The organism is Streptomyces sp. NPDC005281 (assembly GCF_040607495.1).
GTDB lineage: Bacteria > Actinomycetota > Actinomycetes > Streptomycetales > Streptomycetaceae > Streptomyces.
The window spans coordinates 1-18,899 of the sequence record NZ_JBEXGX010000028.1 but is presented as its reverse complement, the minus strand read 5'-3'; the positions used below and the strand labels follow the sequence as shown (position 1 = coordinate 18,899).

General features: G+C 70.6%; 15 protein-coding genes and 1 pseudogene. 12 read left to right on the top strand and 4 right to left on the bottom strand.

Annotated elements, in window-relative coordinates:
- The first annotated feature begins 8 nt into the window (after positions 1-8).
- From ABZV42_RS31535 to ABZV42_RS31500, 8 genes and pseudogenes are all read left to right on the top strand, one after another.
- Positions 9-1,037 carry a LacI family DNA-binding transcriptional regulator gene (locus tag ABZV42_RS31535; RefSeq protein WP_355989242.1) on the top strand — a complete coding sequence of 343 codons (1,029 nt, stop codon included), beginning with the start codon at positions 9-11 and terminating at the stop codon, positions 1,035-1,037.
- A 201-nt stretch (positions 1,038-1,238) separates the two neighbouring features.
- Positions 1,239-2,645 carry an endo-1,4-beta-xylanase gene (locus ABZV42_RS31530; protein WP_356054731.1) on the top strand — a complete coding sequence of 469 codons (1,407 nt, stop codon included), beginning with the start codon at positions 1,239-1,241 and terminating at the stop codon, positions 2,643-2,645.
- Between the two features lie 94 nt (positions 2,646-2,739).
- On the top strand, positions 2,740-3,807 hold the full coding sequence (locus tag ABZV42_RS31525; RefSeq protein WP_356054729.1) for an LCP family protein: 1,068 nt from the start codon (positions 2,740-2,742) through the stop codon (positions 3,805-3,807).
- Positions 3,808-4,068: 261 nt separating this feature from the next.
- Positions 4,069-5,004: a hypothetical protein gene (locus ABZV42_RS31520; protein ID WP_356054727.1), complete on the top strand. Its 936-nt coding sequence runs from the start codon at positions 4,069-4,071 to the stop codon at positions 5,002-5,004.
- A gap of 138 nt (positions 5,005-5,142) precedes the next feature.
- Positions 5,143-5,499, top strand: coding sequence for a YciI family protein (locus ABZV42_RS31515; protein ID WP_355989253.1), 357 nt, complete (start codon positions 5,143-5,145; stop codon positions 5,497-5,499).
- A gap of 135 nt (positions 5,500-5,634) precedes the next feature.
- On the top strand, positions 5,635-6,933 hold the full coding sequence (locus tag ABZV42_RS31510; RefSeq protein WP_355989256.1) for an RNA polymerase sigma factor: 1,299 nt from the start codon (positions 5,635-5,637) through the stop codon (positions 6,931-6,933).
- A 617-nt stretch (positions 6,934-7,550) separates the two neighbouring features.
- A pseudogene (locus tag ABZV42_RS31505) lies at positions 7,551-8,453 on the top strand (cell wall-binding repeat-containing protein); the annotation flags it as partial.
- A gap of 24 nt (positions 8,454-8,477) precedes the next feature.
- Positions 8,478-9,098: a hypothetical protein gene (locus ABZV42_RS31500; RefSeq protein WP_356054828.1), complete on the top strand. Its 621-nt coding sequence runs from the start codon at positions 8,478-8,480 to the stop codon at positions 9,096-9,098.
- Here the strand turns inward: ABZV42_RS31500 and ABZV42_RS31495 are convergent.
- On the bottom strand, positions 9,076-10,275 hold the full coding sequence (locus ABZV42_RS31495) for a methyltransferase domain-containing protein (protein WP_355989262.1): 1,200 nt from the start codon (positions 10,273-10,275) through the stop codon (positions 9,076-9,078). The genes ABZV42_RS31500 and ABZV42_RS31495 overlap by 23 nt on opposite strands.
- A 90-nt stretch (positions 10,276-10,365) precedes the next feature.
- Here ABZV42_RS31495 and ABZV42_RS31490 point away from each other — a divergent pair, with 90 nt between their 5' ends.
- From ABZV42_RS31490 to groL, 4 genes are all read left to right on the top strand, one after another.
- A complete protein-coding gene (locus tag ABZV42_RS31490; RefSeq protein WP_355989265.1) occupies positions 10,366-11,340 on the top strand; it encodes a polysaccharide deacetylase family protein in 975 nt (324 codons plus the stop codon).
- Positions 11,337-12,089 (top strand): polysaccharide deacetylase family protein, encoded by a 753-nt coding sequence (locus ABZV42_RS31485; RefSeq protein WP_355989267.1) that lies wholly within the window; start codon positions 11,337-11,339, stop codon positions 12,087-12,089. Before ABZV42_RS31490 ends, ABZV42_RS31485 begins: the two co-directional genes overlap by 4 nt.
- A gap of 331 nt (positions 12,090-12,420) precedes the next feature.
- Positions 12,421-12,729, top strand: coding sequence for a co-chaperone GroES (groES, locus tag ABZV42_RS31480; protein WP_261705370.1), 309 nt, complete (start codon positions 12,421-12,423; stop codon positions 12,727-12,729).
- A gap of 156 nt (positions 12,730-12,885) precedes the next feature.
- Entirely contained in the window at positions 12,886-14,511 is a 1,626-nt protein-coding gene (gene groL, locus ABZV42_RS31475; protein WP_355989269.1) for a chaperonin GroEL, read from the top strand.
- A gap of 287 nt (positions 14,512-14,798) precedes the next feature.
- Here groL and ABZV42_RS31470 read toward each other — a convergent pair whose 3' ends face one another.
- The 3 genes from ABZV42_RS31470 to ABZV42_RS31460 are packed head-to-tail and all read right to left on the bottom strand — an operon-like array spanning position 14,799 to position 18,246.
- Positions 14,799-17,087, bottom strand: a complete 2,289-nt coding sequence (locus tag ABZV42_RS31470) for an ABC transporter permease (RefSeq protein ID WP_355989272.1) — start codon at positions 17,085-17,087, stop codon at positions 14,799-14,801.
- Positions 17,084-17,800, bottom strand: a complete 717-nt coding sequence (locus ABZV42_RS31465; RefSeq protein WP_355989275.1) for an ABC transporter ATP-binding protein — start codon at positions 17,798-17,800, stop codon at positions 17,084-17,086. The genes ABZV42_RS31470 and ABZV42_RS31465 overlap by 4 nt, the downstream gene beginning before the upstream one ends.
- Positions 17,801-17,835: 35 nt before the next feature.
- Positions 17,836-18,246 (bottom strand): hypothetical protein, encoded by a 411-nt coding sequence (locus ABZV42_RS31460; protein WP_355989278.1) that lies wholly within the window; start codon positions 18,244-18,246, stop codon positions 17,836-17,838.
- Positions 18,247-18,899 lie beyond the last annotated feature (653 nt).

Sequence of the window (18,899 nt, the reverse complement as noted above, 5' to 3'; positions counted from 1 at the left end):
ATCGCCGCATGAAGCCTGGGAAGTCCGCAGAAGCACAGACGGCGACGCTGGCCGAGATCGCCCGGGAAGCCGGTGTTTCGGCTCCGACTGTTTCGAAGGTCCTCAACGGCCGCGCCGACGTCGCTCCCGCGACCCGGTCCCGCGTCGAGGAGCTGCTGCGCGCGTACGGCTACCGCCGCCGGCGGGCCGAGGGTTCCCGCTCACCGCTGATCGACCTGGTCTTCCACGAACTGGAGAGCGCCTGGGCGATGGAGGTCATCCGGGGCGTGGAGAACGTCGCCCGGGACGCAGGCCTCAGCGTGGTGCTCTCCGAGTCCGCCGGGCGGCTCACCCCCGGCCGCACCTGGGCCGACCAGGTCGCCGCCCGCCGCCCGCACGGCGTGGTGCTCGTCCTCTCGGGCCTCGACGACTCCCAGCGCGCCCTGCTGACCAGCAGATCCATTCCCTTCGTGGTGATGGACCCGGCGGGCGACCCGGGCGTCGACGTGCCCTCCATCGGGGCCACCAACTGGCAGGGCGGCCTCGCCGCCACACGTCACCTCGTCGAACTCGGGCACACCCGGATCGGAGCCATCAGCGGGCCGTCCCGGATGATGTGCAGCAGGGCGCGGGTCGACGGCTACCGCGCGGCGCTCGAGACGGCCGGACTGCCTGTCGATCCCTCGCTGATCGCCGCCGGGGACTTCCACCACGAGGCCGGCTACCGGATCGGCCTCGACCTGCTGCGCCGCCCCGACCGGCCCACGGCCGTCTTCGCCGGCAACGACCTCCAGGCGCTCGGCCTCTACGAGGCGGCCCGTGAGCTGGGGCTGCGCATTCCCGAGGATCTGAGCGTCGTCGGCTTCGACGATCTGCCGGTGGCGCGCTGGGTGGGGCCGCCGCTGACGACCGTACGGCAGCCGCTGACGGAGATGGCCGAGGCGGCGGCGAAGCTGGTGCTCGACCTGAGCCGCCAGGAAAGGCCCTCGGCCGGGACGAGGATGGAACTGGCGACGAGCCTGGTCGTCCGCAGCAGTACGGGAGCGCCTCCGGCGTGACTCCGGCGCGAGTCCGGCGCGAGTCCGGCGTGACTCCGGCGTGAGTCCGGGCGGCCGTCCGGACCGGAGTGCGCCGTGGGGCCAGGGTGGCGGGAAGGGCTCGAAGTCGGCCGGGGGACCGTATTGACGGGTGATGCATCCGCCTCCACACTCCTCCGATGTCAATCGGTTGTACGGCCGAAACTTTCGGAGGCACCCGCCATGAGAACCTCCAGAACCCGTCTTTCCGGAACCCGTCCCTTACGCCGCTCCTCGCGCCACCCCTTACGCCGCCGTGTCGCCGCCCTGTTCGCCGGGGCCGTGACGGTGGCCGCCCTGCTCGCGGCCGGCACGACGGCGCACGCCGCCGACGCCCCGCTGCGTGACCTCGCCGCCGCCAAGGGCAAGGTCATCGGCACCGCCGTCACCGGCTCCAAGCTGACCGGGACGTACGGCGACATCGCCGGGGCCCAGTTCAACTCGCTGACCCCGGGCAACGCCATGAAGTGGGGCACCGTCGAGCCCACCCGTGGCAGCTTCGACTGGGCCGAGGCCGATCAGATCGTCGCGTTCGCGCAGGCCCACAACCAGCAGGTGCGCGGTCACACCCTCGTCTGGCACAGCCAGAACCCGAGTTGGCTGACCAACGGCACCTGGACGACCGCGGAGCTGAGCGGTCTGCTCCAGGACCACATCACCACCGAAGTCACCCGCTACAAGGGGAAGCTGGCCGCCTGGGACGTGGTCAACGAACCCTTCAACGAGGACGGCACCTACCGCTCGACCCTCTGGTACAACGGCCTCGGCGCCGACTACATCGCCCAGGCGCTGACCTGGGCGCACGCCGCCGACCCGAGCGCCAAGCTCTACATCAACGACTACAACGTCGAGGGCGTCAACGCCAAGAGCACCGCCCTCTACAACCTGGTCAAGTCCCTCAAGGCGCGCGGTGTCCCGATCGACGGCGTCGGGCTCCAGGCGCATCTCATCCTCGGCCAGGTCCCCGGCACCCTCCAGCAGAACATCCAGCGCTTCGCCGACCTCGGGGTCGACGTCGCGGTCACGGAGCTGGACATCCGGATGCAACTCCCCTCCGACAGCACGAAACTGGCGCAGCAGGCCGCCGACTACAAGGCGGTCTTCGACGCCTGCGTCGCCGTGACCCGCTGCTACGGCGTGACCGTCTGGGGCTTCACCGACTCCGACTCCTGGATCCCGGACGTCTTCTCGGGCTACGGCGCGGCGACCCCGTACGACGAGAACTACGTGCCCAAACCGGCGTACAACGCCATCGCGACCTCGCTCGGCGGAGGGACCACGACACCGCCGCCCACGGGCGCCTGCACGGCGACGTACAGCGTCCAGAGCCAGTGGAACACCGGGTTCACCGGGCAGGTGCGCATCGCGTGCTCCGGGGCCGCCCTGTCCTCGTGGAAGGTGAACTGGACGTACGGCGCGGGCCAGCGGATCACCCAGGCCTGGAACGCGACCTGCACCCAGACCGGCGTGGCGGTCAGCTGCGCCAACGCCTCCTACAACGGGACGGTCCCGGACGGCGGTTCGGTGACGTTCGGGTTCAACGCCTCCTGGAGCGGGAGCAATCCCGTCCCCACGGTGACGCTGGGCTGAGGCCGCACTGAGAAGGATGAGATTCTCCGAAGAAAAACGTCGCGCGCCTCTGTCCCTAACAGTCCCCTAATAATTCGGACCTACGTTCCTGTCCGTGACCGGACATGACGAGAACGGCGACGAGCGCAGACGGTGGGGCCGGCGGGCGCGGGTGCTGAAGGCCGCCGGCCTCACCCTGACGGGACTGCTGGTGCTGGGCGCCGGTACCGCGGGCTGGGCCTACTGGCATCTGAACCGGAACATCAAAAGCGTCGACATCAACAGCGCCCTCGGTGACGACCGTCCGGCGAAGGCGATGGTGACCCCCTCGGCCCCGGCGTCCGCCTCCGCCTCGGCCACCGCCTCCCCGCTGCCGACCGAGGCCCTCAACATCCTGGTCCTGGGGTCGGACTCGCGCAGCGGCAAGGCGAACGCGAAGCTCGGCGGCGGGAGCAGTTCGGGCGCGCGCTCCGACACGGCGATGGTCGTGCACATCGACGCGGGCCGCACCAAGGCCACGGTCGTCAGCATTCCGCGTGACACGCTGGTCACCCGCCCGTCCTGTCCGCTGCCGTCCGGGGGCTCGACGGCGGTGGCGTACGACGCGATGTTCAACAGCGCCTACTCGGTGGGCGGTCCGGTGTGCGCCGTGAAGACGGCCGAGTCGGTCACGGGCGTCCGGATGGACCACTACATCGAGATCGACTTCGCGGGCTTCTCGAAGCTCGTGAACGCGCTCGGCGGTGTCACGGTCACCACGGACGAGAACATCGACGACGACAAGAGCCATCTGCACCTCGCCTCGGGCACCCACCATCTGAACGGCACGCAGGCCCTGGCCCTGGCCCGCACCCGGCACGGCATAGGCGACGGCAGCGACCTGGGCCGCATAGGTCTCCAGCAGAAGCTGGTGAAGGCCCTGCTGAAGCAGATCTCCTCGGCCGACCTGCTCTCCGACCCGGCCAAGCTCTACGACGTCGCGAACGCGGTGACCGGCAGCCTGACGACGGACACGGGGCTCGACTCGCTCGGCGAACTGACGAAGCTCGGCCAGAGCCTGAAGTCCCTCTCCTCCGACGAGGTCAGGACGGTGATGATGCCGGTGGTGGCGGCGCCCTCGGACCCCAACAGAGTGATCGCGAACGAGCCGGAGGCGAGCGATCTTTGGCATTCGCTCAAATGAACGTCTCCGTGATCCACGGGACTTGAGCTTCGGGGCTCGGGATTCGAGCCTCTTTTGTATGGATTGGGCGGGAGGTTCAACCCACCCTCCCTCCCTTGCCGACGGCCGAAGTGCCGTCCGGGCCAGGGGATATGACTTTTCGTGATCGGGTCGCGGCGGAGCGTGGCAGCGGTGTAGCGTGCGCCGCGAAAGCGCCGACCCCCGTGGGTGCAGGAACACCACGCGGGGGTCTGACCACAAAGACCGAATGAGGCTCGATCCATGGCTGTCGCCCAGCTTAGTGCTGCCCCGCGCCCGTCCGCCCATCCCCTCGCCAATCCTGGCTACGGAAAAAGGTCGGCGCCCGGCCAAACCCCTCGTACGGGTCGGGACTTCGATCACCTGCCCCTGCGCGAGGCATCGATCGCGACGTACATCGACCGGCTGGCCGACGAGTCGGACCTCTCGATCAAGACCCTGGCCAAGCACCTCCCGTACGGCCAGTGCGCCCTGTCCACCGCCCTGAACCACCTTTCCGCGGCGGGGCATCTGCGCCGGGTGCGCCGCCCCGTCACCGTCGACGGCTGCCCCCGCTGGGTCTGGCACACCTTCTTCTCACGCACCGCCCGCGACGACGCCTGGTGGAACGCCCTGCTCGCAGGGGAGACGCCGGTGACCGAGCGGCCCGTCGCGGCGGCGGCCCGTTCGACGGCCTACGGCGTGCTGGCCAGGCTCGGCCGGATCGACGCCCGGCTGACGCTGTCGGCGGGGGAGTGCGCGGCCCTGGAGGGGGAGGCCGCCGAGTGGTTCGCGCGGGGCGCGGGTGAGGCCCAGCTCGTCCAGGCGACGACGGCCGGGCTTCCGGAGCGCGTGGCACACCCGTACGCCTTCGTCCGCACCCGGCTCCTCGCCAAGCTGCCGCCGGAACCCGAGCCACAGCCACCGGCCCCTCGCTACGAACTCGTGTGCACGGCGTGCGGGGAGCCGGGCGGGGACGGCCGCGCCCTGCGGGGCGGGCTGTGCGAGGGGTGCCGTGGCGGACGCCCCGCCCTCGCGGCCTACGAGGTACGCGCCCACGCCGAACGCCTGCGCACCGCCCTGCGGACCGGGACCGGCCCGGACGGTACGGCCGGCGAACCGTCGGCCCCGTCGGTCCCATCCCAGAGACCGTGGAGCTCAAGGACTTCGCCGACCGATTCACCCGGCCTGACCACCTGACCTGCGGAAACGGCTCCCGTGGAAGAAACTTCGAAGAAATCCGGGGAGCGTGTCGAAACGGGCGTCTCCCGATCGACGCATGGGTGAGAGGCGGGAACGAAGCCCGTCTCCGGCAGTCAAGACATACGAGGAGTCACCATGCCCCGCTACCTCTCTCTCGTCCAGATCGACGAGCGCACCGCGCCCGCCGAGGGCCCCAGCCCCGAACTGATGCAGCGGATGGGCGAGCTCATCGAGGAGATCACCAAGGCCGGCGTCATGCTCCAGACCGAGGGCCTGACGCCCAGCGCGCAGGGCAAGCGCGTCCACTACTCGGGCGGGGAGCTGTCCGTCACCGACGGGCCCTTCACCGAGTCCAAGGAGGTCGTCGGCGGCTACGCGATCATGCAGTGCAAGGACATGGCCGAGGCCGTGGAGTGGACCAAGCGGTTCCTGAAGGTGCACGAGGAGCACTGGACGGTCACCTGCGAGGTGCGGCAGATCGCCGAGGGCTGAGGGATCTCCTTGGCCTGGGCGGTCTCCCGGGCCTGAGCGGCTCCCTGGTCCGAGCGGTCTCCCGGGCCTGAGCGGTCTCCCTGGTCCGAGCGGTCTCCTTGGTCTGACGCCGCCGCGGGTGTCTGATGGTGAACTGTGGAACAGCAGCCCACCCCGGCCCTCACGGGCCCAGCCCCCGCCGGCGGTGTCGACACCGCCCTCGAGACCATCTTCCGTATCGAGTCCCCGCGCATCATCGCGGGCGTGGCCCGGATCGTCCGCGACGTCGGTATCGCCGAGGAACTCGCACAGGACGCCCTGGTCGCGGCGCTGGAGCAGTGGCCGCGCGACGGCGTGCCGGACAACCCGGGCGCCTGGCTGACGGCCACGGCCAAGCACCGGGCGATCGACCTCGTACGCCGCAAGGAGCGCTACGCGCGCAAGCTGGAGGAGGTCGGGCGGGACCTCTCGCTGTCCGCGCCGCATCACGTCGACGAACCCTCCGACCCGGACGACATCGACGACGACCTGCTCCGGCTGGTCTTCACCGCCTGCCATCCCGTCCTGTCCGCCGAGGCCCGGATCGCGCTCACGCTGCGGCTTCTCGGCGGCCTGACGGCGTCCGAGATCGCCCGCGCCTTCCTCGTCCCCGAGGCGACGGTCGCCCAGCGCATCGTGCGGGCCAAGCGGACGCTGGCGGCGAAGGGGGTCGCCTTCGAGGTCCCGTACGGACCCGAGCGCGAAGCCCGGCTCGGGTCCGTGCTGGAGGTCATCTACCTCGTCTTCAACGAGGGGTACGCGGCCACGGCGGGCGACGACCTGCTGCGCCCCGCGCTGTGCGAGGACGCGCTGCGGCTGGCCCGGGTGCTCGCCGAGCTGATGCCCAAGGAGAGCGAGGTGCACGCTCTCGCCGCCCTGCTGGAACTCCAGGAGTCCCGGGCGGCCGCCCGCACCGGGCCCGACGGCGAACCTGTCCTCCTCAAGGACCAGCAGCGCCGCCGCTGGAACCGCCTGCTGATCGGCCGCGGCTTCACCGCGCTCGGCCGCGCCAACGCCGTCGCCACCGGCAGCCCGGGGCCGTACGCCCTCCAGGCCGCCATCGCCGCCTGCCACGCGCGGGCCTACACCTACGAGGACACCGACTGGTACCGGATCACCGCCCTGTACGGCCTGCTGGCGGCCCGCTCCCCGTCCCCCGTGGTCGAGCTGAACCGTGCCGTGGCCGTCTCGATGGCCGAGGGCCCGGGCCCCGCCCTGGAGATCGTCGAGGCCCTCGCGGCGGAACCGGCCCTGCGCGGCTACCACTTGCTGCCGAGCGTGCACGGCGACCTGCTGGCCCGGCTCGGACGTACGCAGGAGGCACGCGCGGAGTTCGAGCGGGCCGCCGGTCTGGCGCGCAACGGGCGGGAGCGGGGGCTGCTGGAGGCACGGGCCCGTGAGCTGCGGGATTCATGAGTGCGGGGGCATGAGATCCCGTCCGGCAAACTCCGTTCCCAAGGTGATCGGCAAGGGCTTACAGTGGCGCCGCTGCCGTACACGGGAATGGCGTGTTCCGTTCATCCCGTAGGCCCCTGCACGTGGTCCGGCAGCCCATCGCGCCTACCTGTGGGGGGTACACCCATGAAAATCTTCGCGCGCCACAGACTCGTGGCGCTCACCGCGGCGACGGCCCTGGCCGCCGGCACCGCGACAGCCCTGGCACCGGGGGCGTCGGCCGATGCCACCGGGTGGCCGGCGGCCGACGGCAGGATCGCCGTGGTCGACGACGGCGTCATGTCGGTCGACGTCAACGGCAACGACATGAAGCGTGTCTCGAACGGCTCCGACGACGAGTCGCCCGCGTGGTCGCCCGACGGCAGCCGCGTGGTCCTCGAGTCGGCCGGATCACTGGACACCGTCGGCGTCACCGGCGCCGGCAGGACGCAGGTCTACGACGGGACGTACAGCGGCCGCTCGCCGTCGCACCCGACGTACTGGACCTACGGCCGCACCATCGTCTTCTCCGCGGCCAAGAAGCTCTACTCCGTCCCGGCCGACGGCGGCGCCGCGGTGCGGCTGCTGGCCACCGGCGGATGCGACCTCGTGCCGAGCGGCGACGCGACCGGCAAGCTGCTGGCCTTCCAGCGCAACGGCACCGGCTGCACCACGACCACGCCCTCGGTCGTGCTGTACAACGCCACCACCAAGGCGGAGACCAAGCTCGCCGCGGGCAGCTCGCCCGCCATCTCGCCCGACGGCACCAAGGTCGCCTTCATCCGCACCGTCGACGGCCGCGGCCAGGTGTTCTCGATCAACACCGACGGCACCGACGAGCGCCGTCTCACCGACGACAGCGGCGACTACGCGTCCCCCTCCTGGGCGCCCGCGAGCGACCGGCTGGTCGTCGCCGACGGCTACGCCATGCGGGTCCTGACGGTCGCCGCGGACTCCGTGACCGTGGGCAGCCCGTTCCCGTTCGGCGGCCGTTCGCCCGCCTGGCAGCCGCTGCGCAAGAACACCGCCGCCCGGGTCTGGGGCGCCGACGTCTACAGCAGCAACATCGCCGCGTCCCGCTGGACCTGGAACACGGTGGGCAAGAGCGAGCCGGGGCTGATGAACGCCTCGTCCGCCGTGCTGGTCCCCAAGGACAGCCAGTCGTACGCGCTGACCGCCCCCGCCCTCGCGGGCAAGAAGCACGGGCCGGTCCTGCTGACCTCGGGCACCTCGCTGTCGACGTCCGTGCAGAACGAGCTGAAGCGGACCCTCAAGCCGGCGCGAGCGTCTACCTCGTCGGCGGCACGTCGGTCCTCGGCAGCGCCCTCTCGACCAAGATCACCTCGCTCGGCTTCGTTCCCAGGAGGCTGGCGGGCACCTCCCGCTACTCGACCTCGGTCGCCGTCGCCAAGTCGATCACCAGCGCGCCGGACTACGTGTTCCTCGCGACCGGCACCGACTACCACTCGGCCCTCGCCGCCGCGTCGGCCGCGGGTGCGGAAGGCACGAGCGGCAAGGCGGTCGTCGTGCTCAACGACGGCAACACGCTGACCTCGTCCGTGAAGTCGTACCTCAACGGCCTCGACCCGCGCGACACCTACATGATCCCCGTCGGCGCCTCGGCGAAGTACGCGCTCACGCACACGTCGTTCTCCCACTGGCCGTCGACTTACACCTACTACCCGGTCACGGGGAGCGGCAACGCGGCCACCGCGGTCGCCCTCGCGCGCTTCTGGTGGGACGCCCCGGGCAGCGTGTCCCTGGCCTCCATCGACAGCTGGCGCGGTGGCACCTCGGCCGCGGCGGCGATGAACGTCTTCGGCCCGCTGCTGTGGACGGACGTCGCCACCCTGACCGCGGACACCAAGTCCTACCTGGTCAAGGACTCCGCGAACATCAACGGCCTGGCCGTCTTCGGCGGCACCGGCTCGGTGTCCACGGCGGCGCTGACCTCCGCGGGCACCGCGATCAGCGCGAGCGCCGGCCAGTGGACGTACGCGCCGTACTACAACGGCGTTGCGCCGATGGCGAGTTCGTCCTCCCCGGCCGGTCCGGCCGCGGGAGCCTCGGCGGTGCGGACGGGTACGGCGCCGCGGCCCGTCACCGGGCCGGACCTCGCCTCGCTCAGCACCCGCCACCAGCAGTAGGCGGCTTGGCGGGTGCCCCCACCAGCATGGTCGGGGCGCCCGCCACCCGGGTGAGGAACACGGTCGCGGACGCGGGACCGTGCGCCTTGGGCAGGGCCTTGCGCCGCAGCTCCTCCGGCTCGACGGCCGACCCGCGCTTCTTCACGGTCAGGATCCCGACTCCCCGCTCCCGCAGCAGTGCCTTCAACTTCTTCACGTTGAAGGGGAGTTGATCGGTGATCTCGTACGCGGTGGCGTACGGCGTCGGGCGCAGTTCGTCCGCGGTCACGTAGGCGATCGTCTCGTCGACCAGCCCGCCGTCCAGGTCCTCGGCCACCTCGGCGACGAGGTGCGCGCGGATGACGGCACCGTCCGGCTCGTACAGATAGCGCCCGACCGCTCGTACCGCCGGATCGGGCAGCCCGCGCCCGCGCAGCTCGCGCGGGCCCGGCAGCAGGGTGGCGCGCACCAGGCCGGGCTCGGTGCCGAACCACAGCACCGCCTCCTTCACGTCCCCGCCGTCCGAGATCCACTCGGCCTCCGCCTCGGCGGGGACCGCCTCGTGCGGGATGCCGGGGGCGATCTTCAGGGCGGCGACCGGAGCCCGCAGGGCCGCCCCGACGGCCCAGGACAGCGGCGGCGAGTACGCCTCCGGGTCGAAGATCCGGCCCCGGCCGCCCCGGCGCCCCGGGTCCACGAAGACCGCGTCGTACGACGTGGTGTCGACCTGCGTCACATCCGTCTCGCGCACCTCGATCAGATCCGTGAGTCCCAGCGCGTCGGCGTTCGCGCGGGCGGCGGCGGCCGTCAGCGGGTCCCGGTCGACGGCCAGGACGCGGATCCCGGCGCGGGCCAGCGCGACGGCGTCGCCGCCGATGCCGCAGCACAGGTCGGCGACGGAGCGGACCCCCAGCGCGCGCAGCCGCTCGGCGCGGTGGGCCGCCACGCTCGTGCGGGTGGACTGCTCGACCCCGTTGGGGGTGAAGAACATCCGTCCGGCGTCCTCGGCGCCGAACTTCGCCACCGCCCGCTGCCGCAGCCGCGCCTGTCCGAGGGCCGCCGAGACCAGCTCGGCGGGGTGCTCGCGGCGCAGCCGGGTGGCGACGGCCAGTTCCTGTGCCGGTTCGGTGGCACGGACCTCGTCGAGCAGGGCGCGGCCCTCGGCGGTGAGGAGGGGGGCGAAAGAGACGTCGTTCACCCGGCCATTGTGGGCCAGTCGGTGGACGGTGCGCTTCCGGCGGCGGTGTCGGGTCCGCGCGAGGGCGGTGACCTGGGAGGATCCGGCCCCATGCGACCCGTACGACAAAATGATAAAACCGGTGCAAACGGGGCCGGTGCGCGCTGGGGAGTCGGCGTGCTCGCCCTCGCCGTGCTCGCCTCCGGCTGCGCCGGGACCGGCTCCACCCCGGGAGCGGGCGGCGCCCGACCGGCCCACGCCCCGGGAGCCGGCGGCGCGAAACCGGCCCACGCCCCGCAGGCCGGGCTCCACGCGGACCCCGCCCGCGCCCTGGCCGCGTACGCCGCCCGGCTCCGGCTGGCCCAGGCCAGGCGCGCCGCGGTCGCCAGGCGCTGGGGGCTGCGCGAGGTGCCCCTGACGCCCCCCGTGCCACCCGCCAGGAAGCCGGTCATCAGGGCCCGCAAGGGGTTCGAGGTCGACGATCAGAAGGAACTGGGGCTGCCGCCGGTCTTCACGACCGTCCCCACCAAGGACAAGGTCGTCTTCCTCACCGTCGACGACGGCTCCGAGAAGGACCCCGCCTTCCTGCGGATGATGAGCGACCTGAAGATCCCGTACACCGCCTTCCTCAGCGACTTCCTCGTCAAGGACGACTACGGGTACTTCCGGAAGATGCGCGACCGAGGCATCACCCTCAACAACCACACGCTGCACCACCCCTATCTGCCCGCACTCTCCTACGAGCGGCAGAAGCACGAGATCTGCGGCATGCAGGACGTGATGGAGAAGGAGTTCGGCAGACGCCCGGCCGTCTTCCGCCCGCCGTACGGCAATTACGACCAGGACACCCTGCGCGCCGCCAAGTCCTGCGGCATCAGATACGCGCCCATCTGGAACGAGGAGGTCTTCGTCGACCACTGGGAGTACCGCGAGGAGGACCAGGACCTGCACCCCGGCGACATCGTCCTCACCCACTTCCAGGGCCGCAAGGAGTGGAACGGCACCATGCCCGACATGGTCCGCCGCTTCCTGAGGACGGTCACGGCCAAGGGGTACGCGGTCGCGCGCCTGGAGGACTACCTGTGAGGGTGCGGGTGCCGGTCGCCGGGCTGCTCGTGGCGGCGCTGCTCAGCGGCTGCGCGCAGTCCGTCGACCCCATCGAGCGGCTGGGCAAGAAGGCGGCCCAGCGCGTCCACCCGACGGAGTCGGCGTACCGCCGCTGGGGACTGGCCACCCCGCTCGCCCCGGCGCCCAAGGTGTCCGTCCGGACCACCGCGCGCACCGCGGACACCGGACTGCCACCCGTCGTGAACCAGGTGCGCACCCGCGACAAGGTGGTCTTCCTGACGTACGACGACGGAGTCGAGCGCGATCCGCGGTTCGCCGACATGGTCCGCGAACTGCGCCTGCCGGTCAGCGTGTTCCTCACGGACCGGGTCGCCGGGCCCGGGTACGGTCACTTCGCCCGGCTGCGCGCGGTCGGCGCCGGCGTCCAGAACCACACCCTCGACCACGTCGTCCTGAGCGGTCTGCCCTACGCCGGCCAGCGCGCCGAGATCTGCGGACAACAGGACAAGCTCACCCGCCGCTTCGGCGTCCGGCCCCGGCTGCTGCGGCCCCCGTACGGCAGATACGACGACACCACCCTGCGCGCCGCCGCCGACTGCGGGGTCGCGGCGATCGTCCTCGGCAGGACGGCAGACGCGCACCGGCTCCGCCCCGGCGACATCCTCTCCGGCCCCGGCGAACCCGATCTCACGGACGCCACGCTCCGGCTGCTCAGGCGGATCCAGCGGGAGGGCTTCACACCGGCGCGGCTGGAGAACTACCTCTAGGAGCGCCCCGGGCGGACAGGAGCACCCCGGGCGGACACCGGTCCCCGGGGGCTGTCGCGCGGCGGACCGCGGCCGGGCGCACCTGCCGGGGAACCGGTCTCCGGGAGGCGCCCATTCGGCGCGGTCCGGCCTCTTCCGGCCCGCGCCACGCCGACGCCTTTGGCACTCCGCTTGACCGAGTGCTAATCGCAGTCATAGTCTCAGGTCTGGCACTCCCCCCTGGAGAGTGCCAATAGCGACAGGGTAGGTCCGGCACCCGCGACGACGGATCGACCTGGTCGCCACCTCAGACAGTTAACCCCGTGAGATCTCCGAAGGGGGAGGTCGGATCGTGACGACCACCAGCTCCAAGGTTGCCATCAAGCCGCTCGAGGACCGCATTGTGGTCCAGCCGCTCGACGCTGAGCAGACCACGGCCTCTGGCCTGGTCATCCCGGACACCGCCAAGGAGAAGCCCCAGGAGGGCGTCGTCCTTGCCGTGGGTCCGGGTCGCTTCGAGGACGGTAACCGTCTTCCGCTCGACGTCACCGTCGGCGACGTCGTGCTGTACAGCAAGTACGGCGGCACCGAAGTGAAGTACAACGGCGAGGAATACCTCGTCCTCTCGGCTCGCGACGTACTCGCGATCATCGAGAAGTAATACACCCGGTAAGGGCGTTCGGGGTCATTCCCCGGACAACCCCGCACCAAGCATTGCAGTGAACTGCGCCCCTGGCCCCCGCTACCTTTGATGAAACCGGGCGCTGGGGGCGCCGTTCGTTTCTCCCAAGTTTTCCGAGAGGGCTGAACCGCTCCCATGGCGAAGATCCTGAAGTTCGACGAGGACGCCCGTCGCGCCCTCGAGCGCGGCGTCAACAAGCTTGCCGACACGGTGAAGGTGACGATCGGCCCCAAGGGCCGCAACGTCGTCATCGACAAGAAGTTCGGCGCCCCCACCATCACCAACGACGGCGTGACCATCGCCCGTGAGGTCGAGCTCGACGACCCGTTCGAGAACCTCGGCGCGCAGCTGGTGAAGGAGGTGGCGACCAAGACCAACGACATCGCGGGTGACGGTACGACCACCGCCACCGTGCTCGCCCAGGCGCTCGTCCGCGAGGGCCTGCGCAACGTCGCCGCCGGCGCGTCGCCCGCCCTCCTGAAGAAGGGCATCGACGCCGCGGTCAAGGCCGTTTCCGAGGAGCTCCTCGCGACGGCCCGCCCGATCGAGGACAAGTCCGACATCGCCGCCGTGGCCGGGCTCTCCGCGCAGGACAGCCAGGTCGGCGAGCTCATCGCCGAGGCGATGGACAAGGTCGGCAAGGACGGTGTCATCACCGTCGAGGAGTCCAACACCTTCGGTCTGGAGCTGGACTTCACCGAGGGCATGGCCTTCGACAAGGGCTACCTGTCCCCGTACATGGTGTCCGACCAGGAGCGTATGGAGGCCGTCCTCGACGACCCGTACATCCTCATCCACCAGGGCAAGATCAGCTCCATCCAGGACCTGCTGCCGCTGCTGGAGAAGGTCATCCAGTCGAACGCCTCCAAGCCGCTGCTGATCATCGCCGAGGACGTCGAGGGCGAGGCCCTGTCGACCCTGGTCGTGAACAAGATCCGCGGCACGTTCAACGCCGTCGCCGTGAAGGCTCCCGGCTTCGGTGACCGCCGCAAGGCCATGCTCGGCGACATCGCCACCCTCACCGGTGGTCAGGTCATCGCCGAGGAGGTCGGCCTCAAGCTCGACCAGATCGGCCTGGACGTGCTCGGCAGCGCCCGCCGCGTGACGATCACCAAGGACGACACCGTCATCGTCGACGGTGCCGGCAGCTCCGACGAGGTCGTCGGCCGCGTCAACCAGATCAAGGCCGAGATCGAGAACACCGACTCCGACTGGGACCGCGAGAAGCTCCAGGAGCGACTCGCGAAGCTGGCCGGCGGCGTGTGCGTGATCAAGGTCGGCGCCGCCACCGAGGTGGAGCTCAAGGAGAAGAAGCACCGTCTGGAGGACGCCATCTCCGCGACCCGCGCCGCGGTCGAGGAGGGCATCGTCTCCGGTGGTGGCTCCGCGCTCGTCCACGCCGTGAAGGTCCTCGAGGGCAACCTCGGCAAGACCGGCGACGAGGCCACGGGTGTCGCGGTCGTCCGCAAGGCCGCCGTCGAGCCGCTGCGCTGGATCGCCGAGAACTCCGGCCTGGAGGGTTACGTCATCACCTCCAAGGTCGCCGAGCTCGACAAGGGCCAGGGCTTCAACGCCGCCACCGGCGAGTACGGCGACCTGGTCAAGGCCGGCGTCATCGACCCGGTCAAGGTCACCCGCTCCGCCCTGGAGAACGCCGCCTCCATCGCCTCCCTGCTCCTCACGACCGAGACCCTGGTCGTCGAGAAGCCGGCCGAGGACGAGGGCGACGCCGGTCACGGCGGCCACGGCCACTCCCACTGACGTCCGACACCCGACGTCATCAGCGCGGCCACGCCCACCGAGGCGTGACGACGTGAAGAGGTCCCCGTTCCATCCGGAACGGGGACCTCTTCGGCGTTCGCTCCGCGAGAGGGCGCTGCCCGTTCGCTCCGCGAGAGGGCGCTGCCCGTTCGCTCCGCGAGAGGGCGCTGCCTTCTCAGGTGTTGGGTTCGCGGCGGGTGCTGTCTGCAAGGGTGTCGGTTCCGCGGCGGGTGCTTTCTCCTGCCTCGGTGTCCGCCACCGCCGCTCGCCATGTCGAACCCGACCGGTCAGTCGCGGCGGATCAGCTCCGGATCGATCCGGCGGCCGGCCAGTGGCAGTGAGCCCGCTGCCGCTGCCGCCACCACTCCGGCCACCGCCACGGACAGCAGGGGCATGCCGGCGACGTCCCAGCGGATCGCCCCGCCACCGGTGATCAGGTAGCTGGATTCGGCGAGTTTCCCGGTGACGACCGCCAGGACGAGACCGAGACCGAGCGGCAGCACCACCTGGAGGCACTGCGCGGCCCGCAGGGTCCGTGCCCGGGCACCGATCAGGGTGATGGCGGTGACCTGTGCACGGCGTTCGACCGCGCGGTCGGTCACGGACACCAGGAACGCGGCCACGCCGATGACCAGCCCCATGATCATGCCGAGGGCCAGCAGGGTTTCGACGACGGATATCTGTTCGAGCCCTTGGACGTTCAGTCCGACCAGCTCCACCTCGGCGATCGGGGCGATCGCCCCGATGCCGTCGAGGACCTCGCGGACCTGGCCCGGTTCCGAGCTGCTGGTGAGTACGAGCTCGGCGTCACGGGGTCGAGCGTGTTCGGGCAGCGTCGACGGAGGAACGAGGAGCACGGCGTTGCCCACGGCAGACGCGGAGTACCCGCTGTAGACGATCCCGTCGGCCGGAAAGCCGATGTCCAGGTGCCCGGTCCCGCTCCCCGAGAGGCGGAACCGGAAGGGCGTGCCCGGCTTCACGTCGGATCCGACGCTGGAGTTGGGGTCCACGAGCCGCATCACCTTGCCGTCCACGCAGCCTCGGGAGTGCTGGACCATGCGGTCCAGCTGCCCACAGGTGGCGATCAGGGCAGTGGCCGACGACGCGAACGCGGCCTCGGGGCTCTTCCTCTCCAAGTCGACCCAGGAGTTCATCATGACGGCGTGGGAGCGCACACCGGTGAGGTCGCCGAGTTCCGTCTGCCGGCCCGGGGTGAGAGCGGACAGGGAGAGGGAGTAGTCCTGCACCGGGCCGGACGGCCGGCTGACCTGTTCCAGCTGGATGAGAACACCCTGGGCGAGCGAGGCGGCGTAGACGAGGAGTACGAGCCCGGTGACGACCCGCATCGTGCTTCCGGGCTCGGCCTCGTTGCGCCGCATCGCCAGGTTGAGCGTGAGGGACTGGGTCGACGCCGCCACGCGGCGGGCGAGCACGTACGAGATCAACGGGAGTGTGAGCACGAGCCCGACTCCGGTCAGCACGACGCCGCCGACCACGAGCAGCGCGTTCACGCCCACACTCGACGCGGGGTGCCCGGACAGACCGCTGACGCAGAAACCGGACACGATGCCCATGCCGGCGACAAGGAGGAGACCGCCCCACTTGGACGGCGGTCGCGGGAGTGCGGTGCGGCGTACCGCCAGCGGGTTGGCGGCGGCTTCCCGCGCGCTCTTGCGGCCGACGAACCAGGCCAGCGCCGGGCAGCCGATCAGACACACGGCGACGGTGGTCGCGGACAGGGCACCGTCGCCCGGATACCACCGCAGCGCGGGCAGCCCCGTCCTGGCCATCACCTGATTGAGAACCCAGTACTCACCGAGGCCGAGCACCGCTCCGAGCAGTGCGGCCATCACGGTCTCCGCGGCGTTCACACGCTGGGTGCCCTTGACGCTGAGGCCCAGCAGGCGCAGCGCCGCCAGGCGCCGCATGCGGCTGGCGGCGGAGAGACGCGCACAGACGGTGAGGAAGATCCCCAGGGGCAGCAGAACCAGGGTGGCCAGAGCGAACCGTACGTCCGTCAACGTGGACGGTTCCACGGCGGGGGACGGGGCGTAGTCGTACCCGAACCCTTTCAGGGTCCGGCCCTCGTGGGCGATCCGGCCGCGCGTGGTGCCGATGTACGCGTACAGCTCGTCCGGGTGCGCGAGTCCGGCCGCCGCGATGGTTCCCTTCTCACGTCCTGGCAGCAGCCCCTTGACGGCGGGTGCCTCGCGCAGGAGGTCATGGACCCGCGGAGAGACGAACACCTCGCCGGGGCCCGGGAGTCGGGCCAGACCAGGTGGGGCCGACCGCGCTCCCTCGGTGCCCTCGGCGATGAACACGCGGGTGAACGGCCTGGATCCGTACGCGTCGGAGCGCTGGACGACGAGCGTGCCGTCCGCCGGACCTTTGGGGGAGGTGACGGGCTGTCGTGCCGCGGCCCGGCCGTCGTGGGCGTGCAGGATCGCCGGAACGGTGAGAACGAGGGCCAGGCAGCAGACACCGATGGAGCCGCCGGCCGCCATCAGGAAGAAGCGCGTGCGGTTGCCTCGCCCCGCGCCGAAGAGCAGTCGCAGACCGAGCAGGAATTCCGTCACGCCGCACCTCGCGGCGTGAGTATTCCGTCCGCCATCGTGTAGCGGGTGTCGGCCTGTGCGGCCACCCCGTGATCGTGCGTCACCAGAATGACCGCGGTGCCCTGGGAACGGGCCAGTCCGAGGAACTCCTTGAGTACGGCGGCGGCGTTGGCGCTGTCCAGGGAGCCCGTCGGCTCGTCCGCGAAGACGACCGCGGGCCGGTGGACCAGGGCGCGTGCCACCGCGACGCGCTGACTCTGTCCGCCCGATACCTGTGAGGGCCGGCGGTGACGCAGGTCGCCGAGGCCGAGCCGCTCCAGCACTTCGCCCGCTCTGGCGAGAGCGGGCCGCTTGCGTTGTCCGGTCAGGCGCAGTGGCAGCGCGGTGTTCTCCTCGATGGTCAGTTCCGGGAGCAGTTCGCCGTACTGGAAGACGAACCCGAATCGTTCCCGGCGCAGGGCGCTGATCTCGTCGTCGGAGAGGTCACCGAGCGAGCGCCCTTCGAAGCGCACTTGACCGCGGGTGGTGGGCAGCACCCCGGCCAGGCAGTAGAGAAGTGAGGACTTACCGGAGCCGCTCTGCCCTGTGATGGCCACGACCTCACCCGGGGCGACCGAGAGATGGGCTTCGCGGACAGCCGGCTGGTTGCCGTAGGAGAGGTCGACTCCCGTGGCTGAGATGATGTCTGACGTGCTGATGGCTTCCCCCAAAGAAGCGAGCGGGCCCAGGGGCATGCGTCCCTGGGCCCGCGGTGCTGCCGAAGCGCCGACTACCTCTGGTAGTGCTTCGTCGACGAACAGTTGTCAGGGTTGAGCGAGCCCTTGTCGCGGCAGACGCGGATGTAGGCGTCGTCGGTGTGCAGAGCGGCGCCGTCCCAGTTCAGCTTGTCGAGAGGGACGCTGTGCTTCTGCGTGCCGTTGTAGCGGCTCCAGTCGTAGCCCTCGACGCGGACCTGTATGTAGACGTTGTGACCGTCACCGTTGTCGGTGTCGTTCAGGTTGCCCGCCCACTCGAAGGCGCCGTGATTCTGGTTCGAGGGCCAGAAGGTGTACTGACCGCTGGTGAACGAACCGCCTCCGGTGGTCAGCGGCGGAATGGTGTGCCATGAGACGGCGGCCGCCGTCCCCGCACTAACGGCGAACAGGCCTGCGGCGATCGCGCCGACTGCCAACTTGCGCATATTTTCCCCCCGTTGTTGTGCAAAACCCCAGATGGTCAGGTCCGGAGCCGTCGTGAACCTAACAGCCGGGAAGGAGGGTGAATAGCATGATCAATTCAATTCTGTCCACTTTCGATCACGTTTCCGGACGGTGCGTTTTGCCTCTGCTTGGTCTGTGCTCGGCTTTGACTTGTCCTTCAATTGAGCTTTCTCCAGCGGTCGGTGACGATTCGTCAGTGGCGAACGCCCGGGAATTCGATGCCGCCGCTCCACTGGTCACGGCCGCCCGGACGATCTTGCCGGGAGTGCCTGGAGTGCCGGGCCGCGGTGTCGTGCCCCGCTCCTTGGCGGGCGAGGCGAGGAGGACGAGCCCTCGGCCGCCGTCCTCGCGGGGTTTATGGGGGCTGTGAGGGTCGTCGGCCCGCAGAGCCGAGTGTCCGGGCCGCAGCCCCCGGAGATGGTCCAGCCCCTCCTGCTCCCACTTGAACCCGGACCGCTGCGGCTGGAACCAGCGCTTCCGCCGGGTGAGAGCGGTCGGCTTGGGAGCAGCGGACACCGAGTACATCCCGAGCGGCAGTACTAGTGCTGGATTCCTCAAACTCGGTACACATATCGGCGTCGCAGTCGTCGGGTTGGGGGTGCCGGTCTGCCCCAGATCCATGGCTTCGCGTGGG

Excerpts from the sequence above, each read along its gene's own strand:
- ABZV42_RS31535 (WP_355989242.1), top strand. The coding sequence starts at position 9 with ATGAAGCCTGGGAAGTCCGCAGAAGCACAGACGGCGACGCTGGCCGAG.
- ABZV42_RS31530 (WP_356054731.1), top strand. The coding sequence starts at position 1,239 with ATGAGAACCTCCAGAACCCGTCTTTCCGGAACCCGTCCCTTACGCCGC.
- ABZV42_RS31520 (WP_356054727.1), top strand. The coding sequence starts at position 4,069 with ATGGCTGTCGCCCAGCTTAGTGCTGCCCCGCGCCCGTCCGCCCATCCC.
- ABZV42_RS31515 (WP_355989253.1), top strand. The coding sequence starts at position 5,143 with ATGCCCCGCTACCTCTCTCTCGTCCAGATCGACGAGCGCACCGCGCCC.
- ABZV42_RS31490 (WP_355989265.1), top strand. The coding sequence starts at position 10,366 with ATGCGACCCGTACGACAAAATGATAAAACCGGTGCAAACGGGGCCGGT.
- groL (WP_355989269.1), top strand. The coding sequence starts at position 12,886 with ATGGCGAAGATCCTGAAGTTCGACGAGGACGCCCGTCGCGCCCTCGAG.
- ABZV42_RS31465 (WP_355989275.1), bottom strand. The coding sequence starts at position 17,800 with ATGCCCCTGGGCCCGCTCGCTTCTTTGGGGGAAGCCATCAGCACGTCA.
- ABZV42_RS31460 (WP_355989278.1), bottom strand. The coding sequence starts at position 18,246 with ATGCGCAAGTTGGCAGTCGGCGCGATCGCCGCAGGCCTGTTCGCCGTT.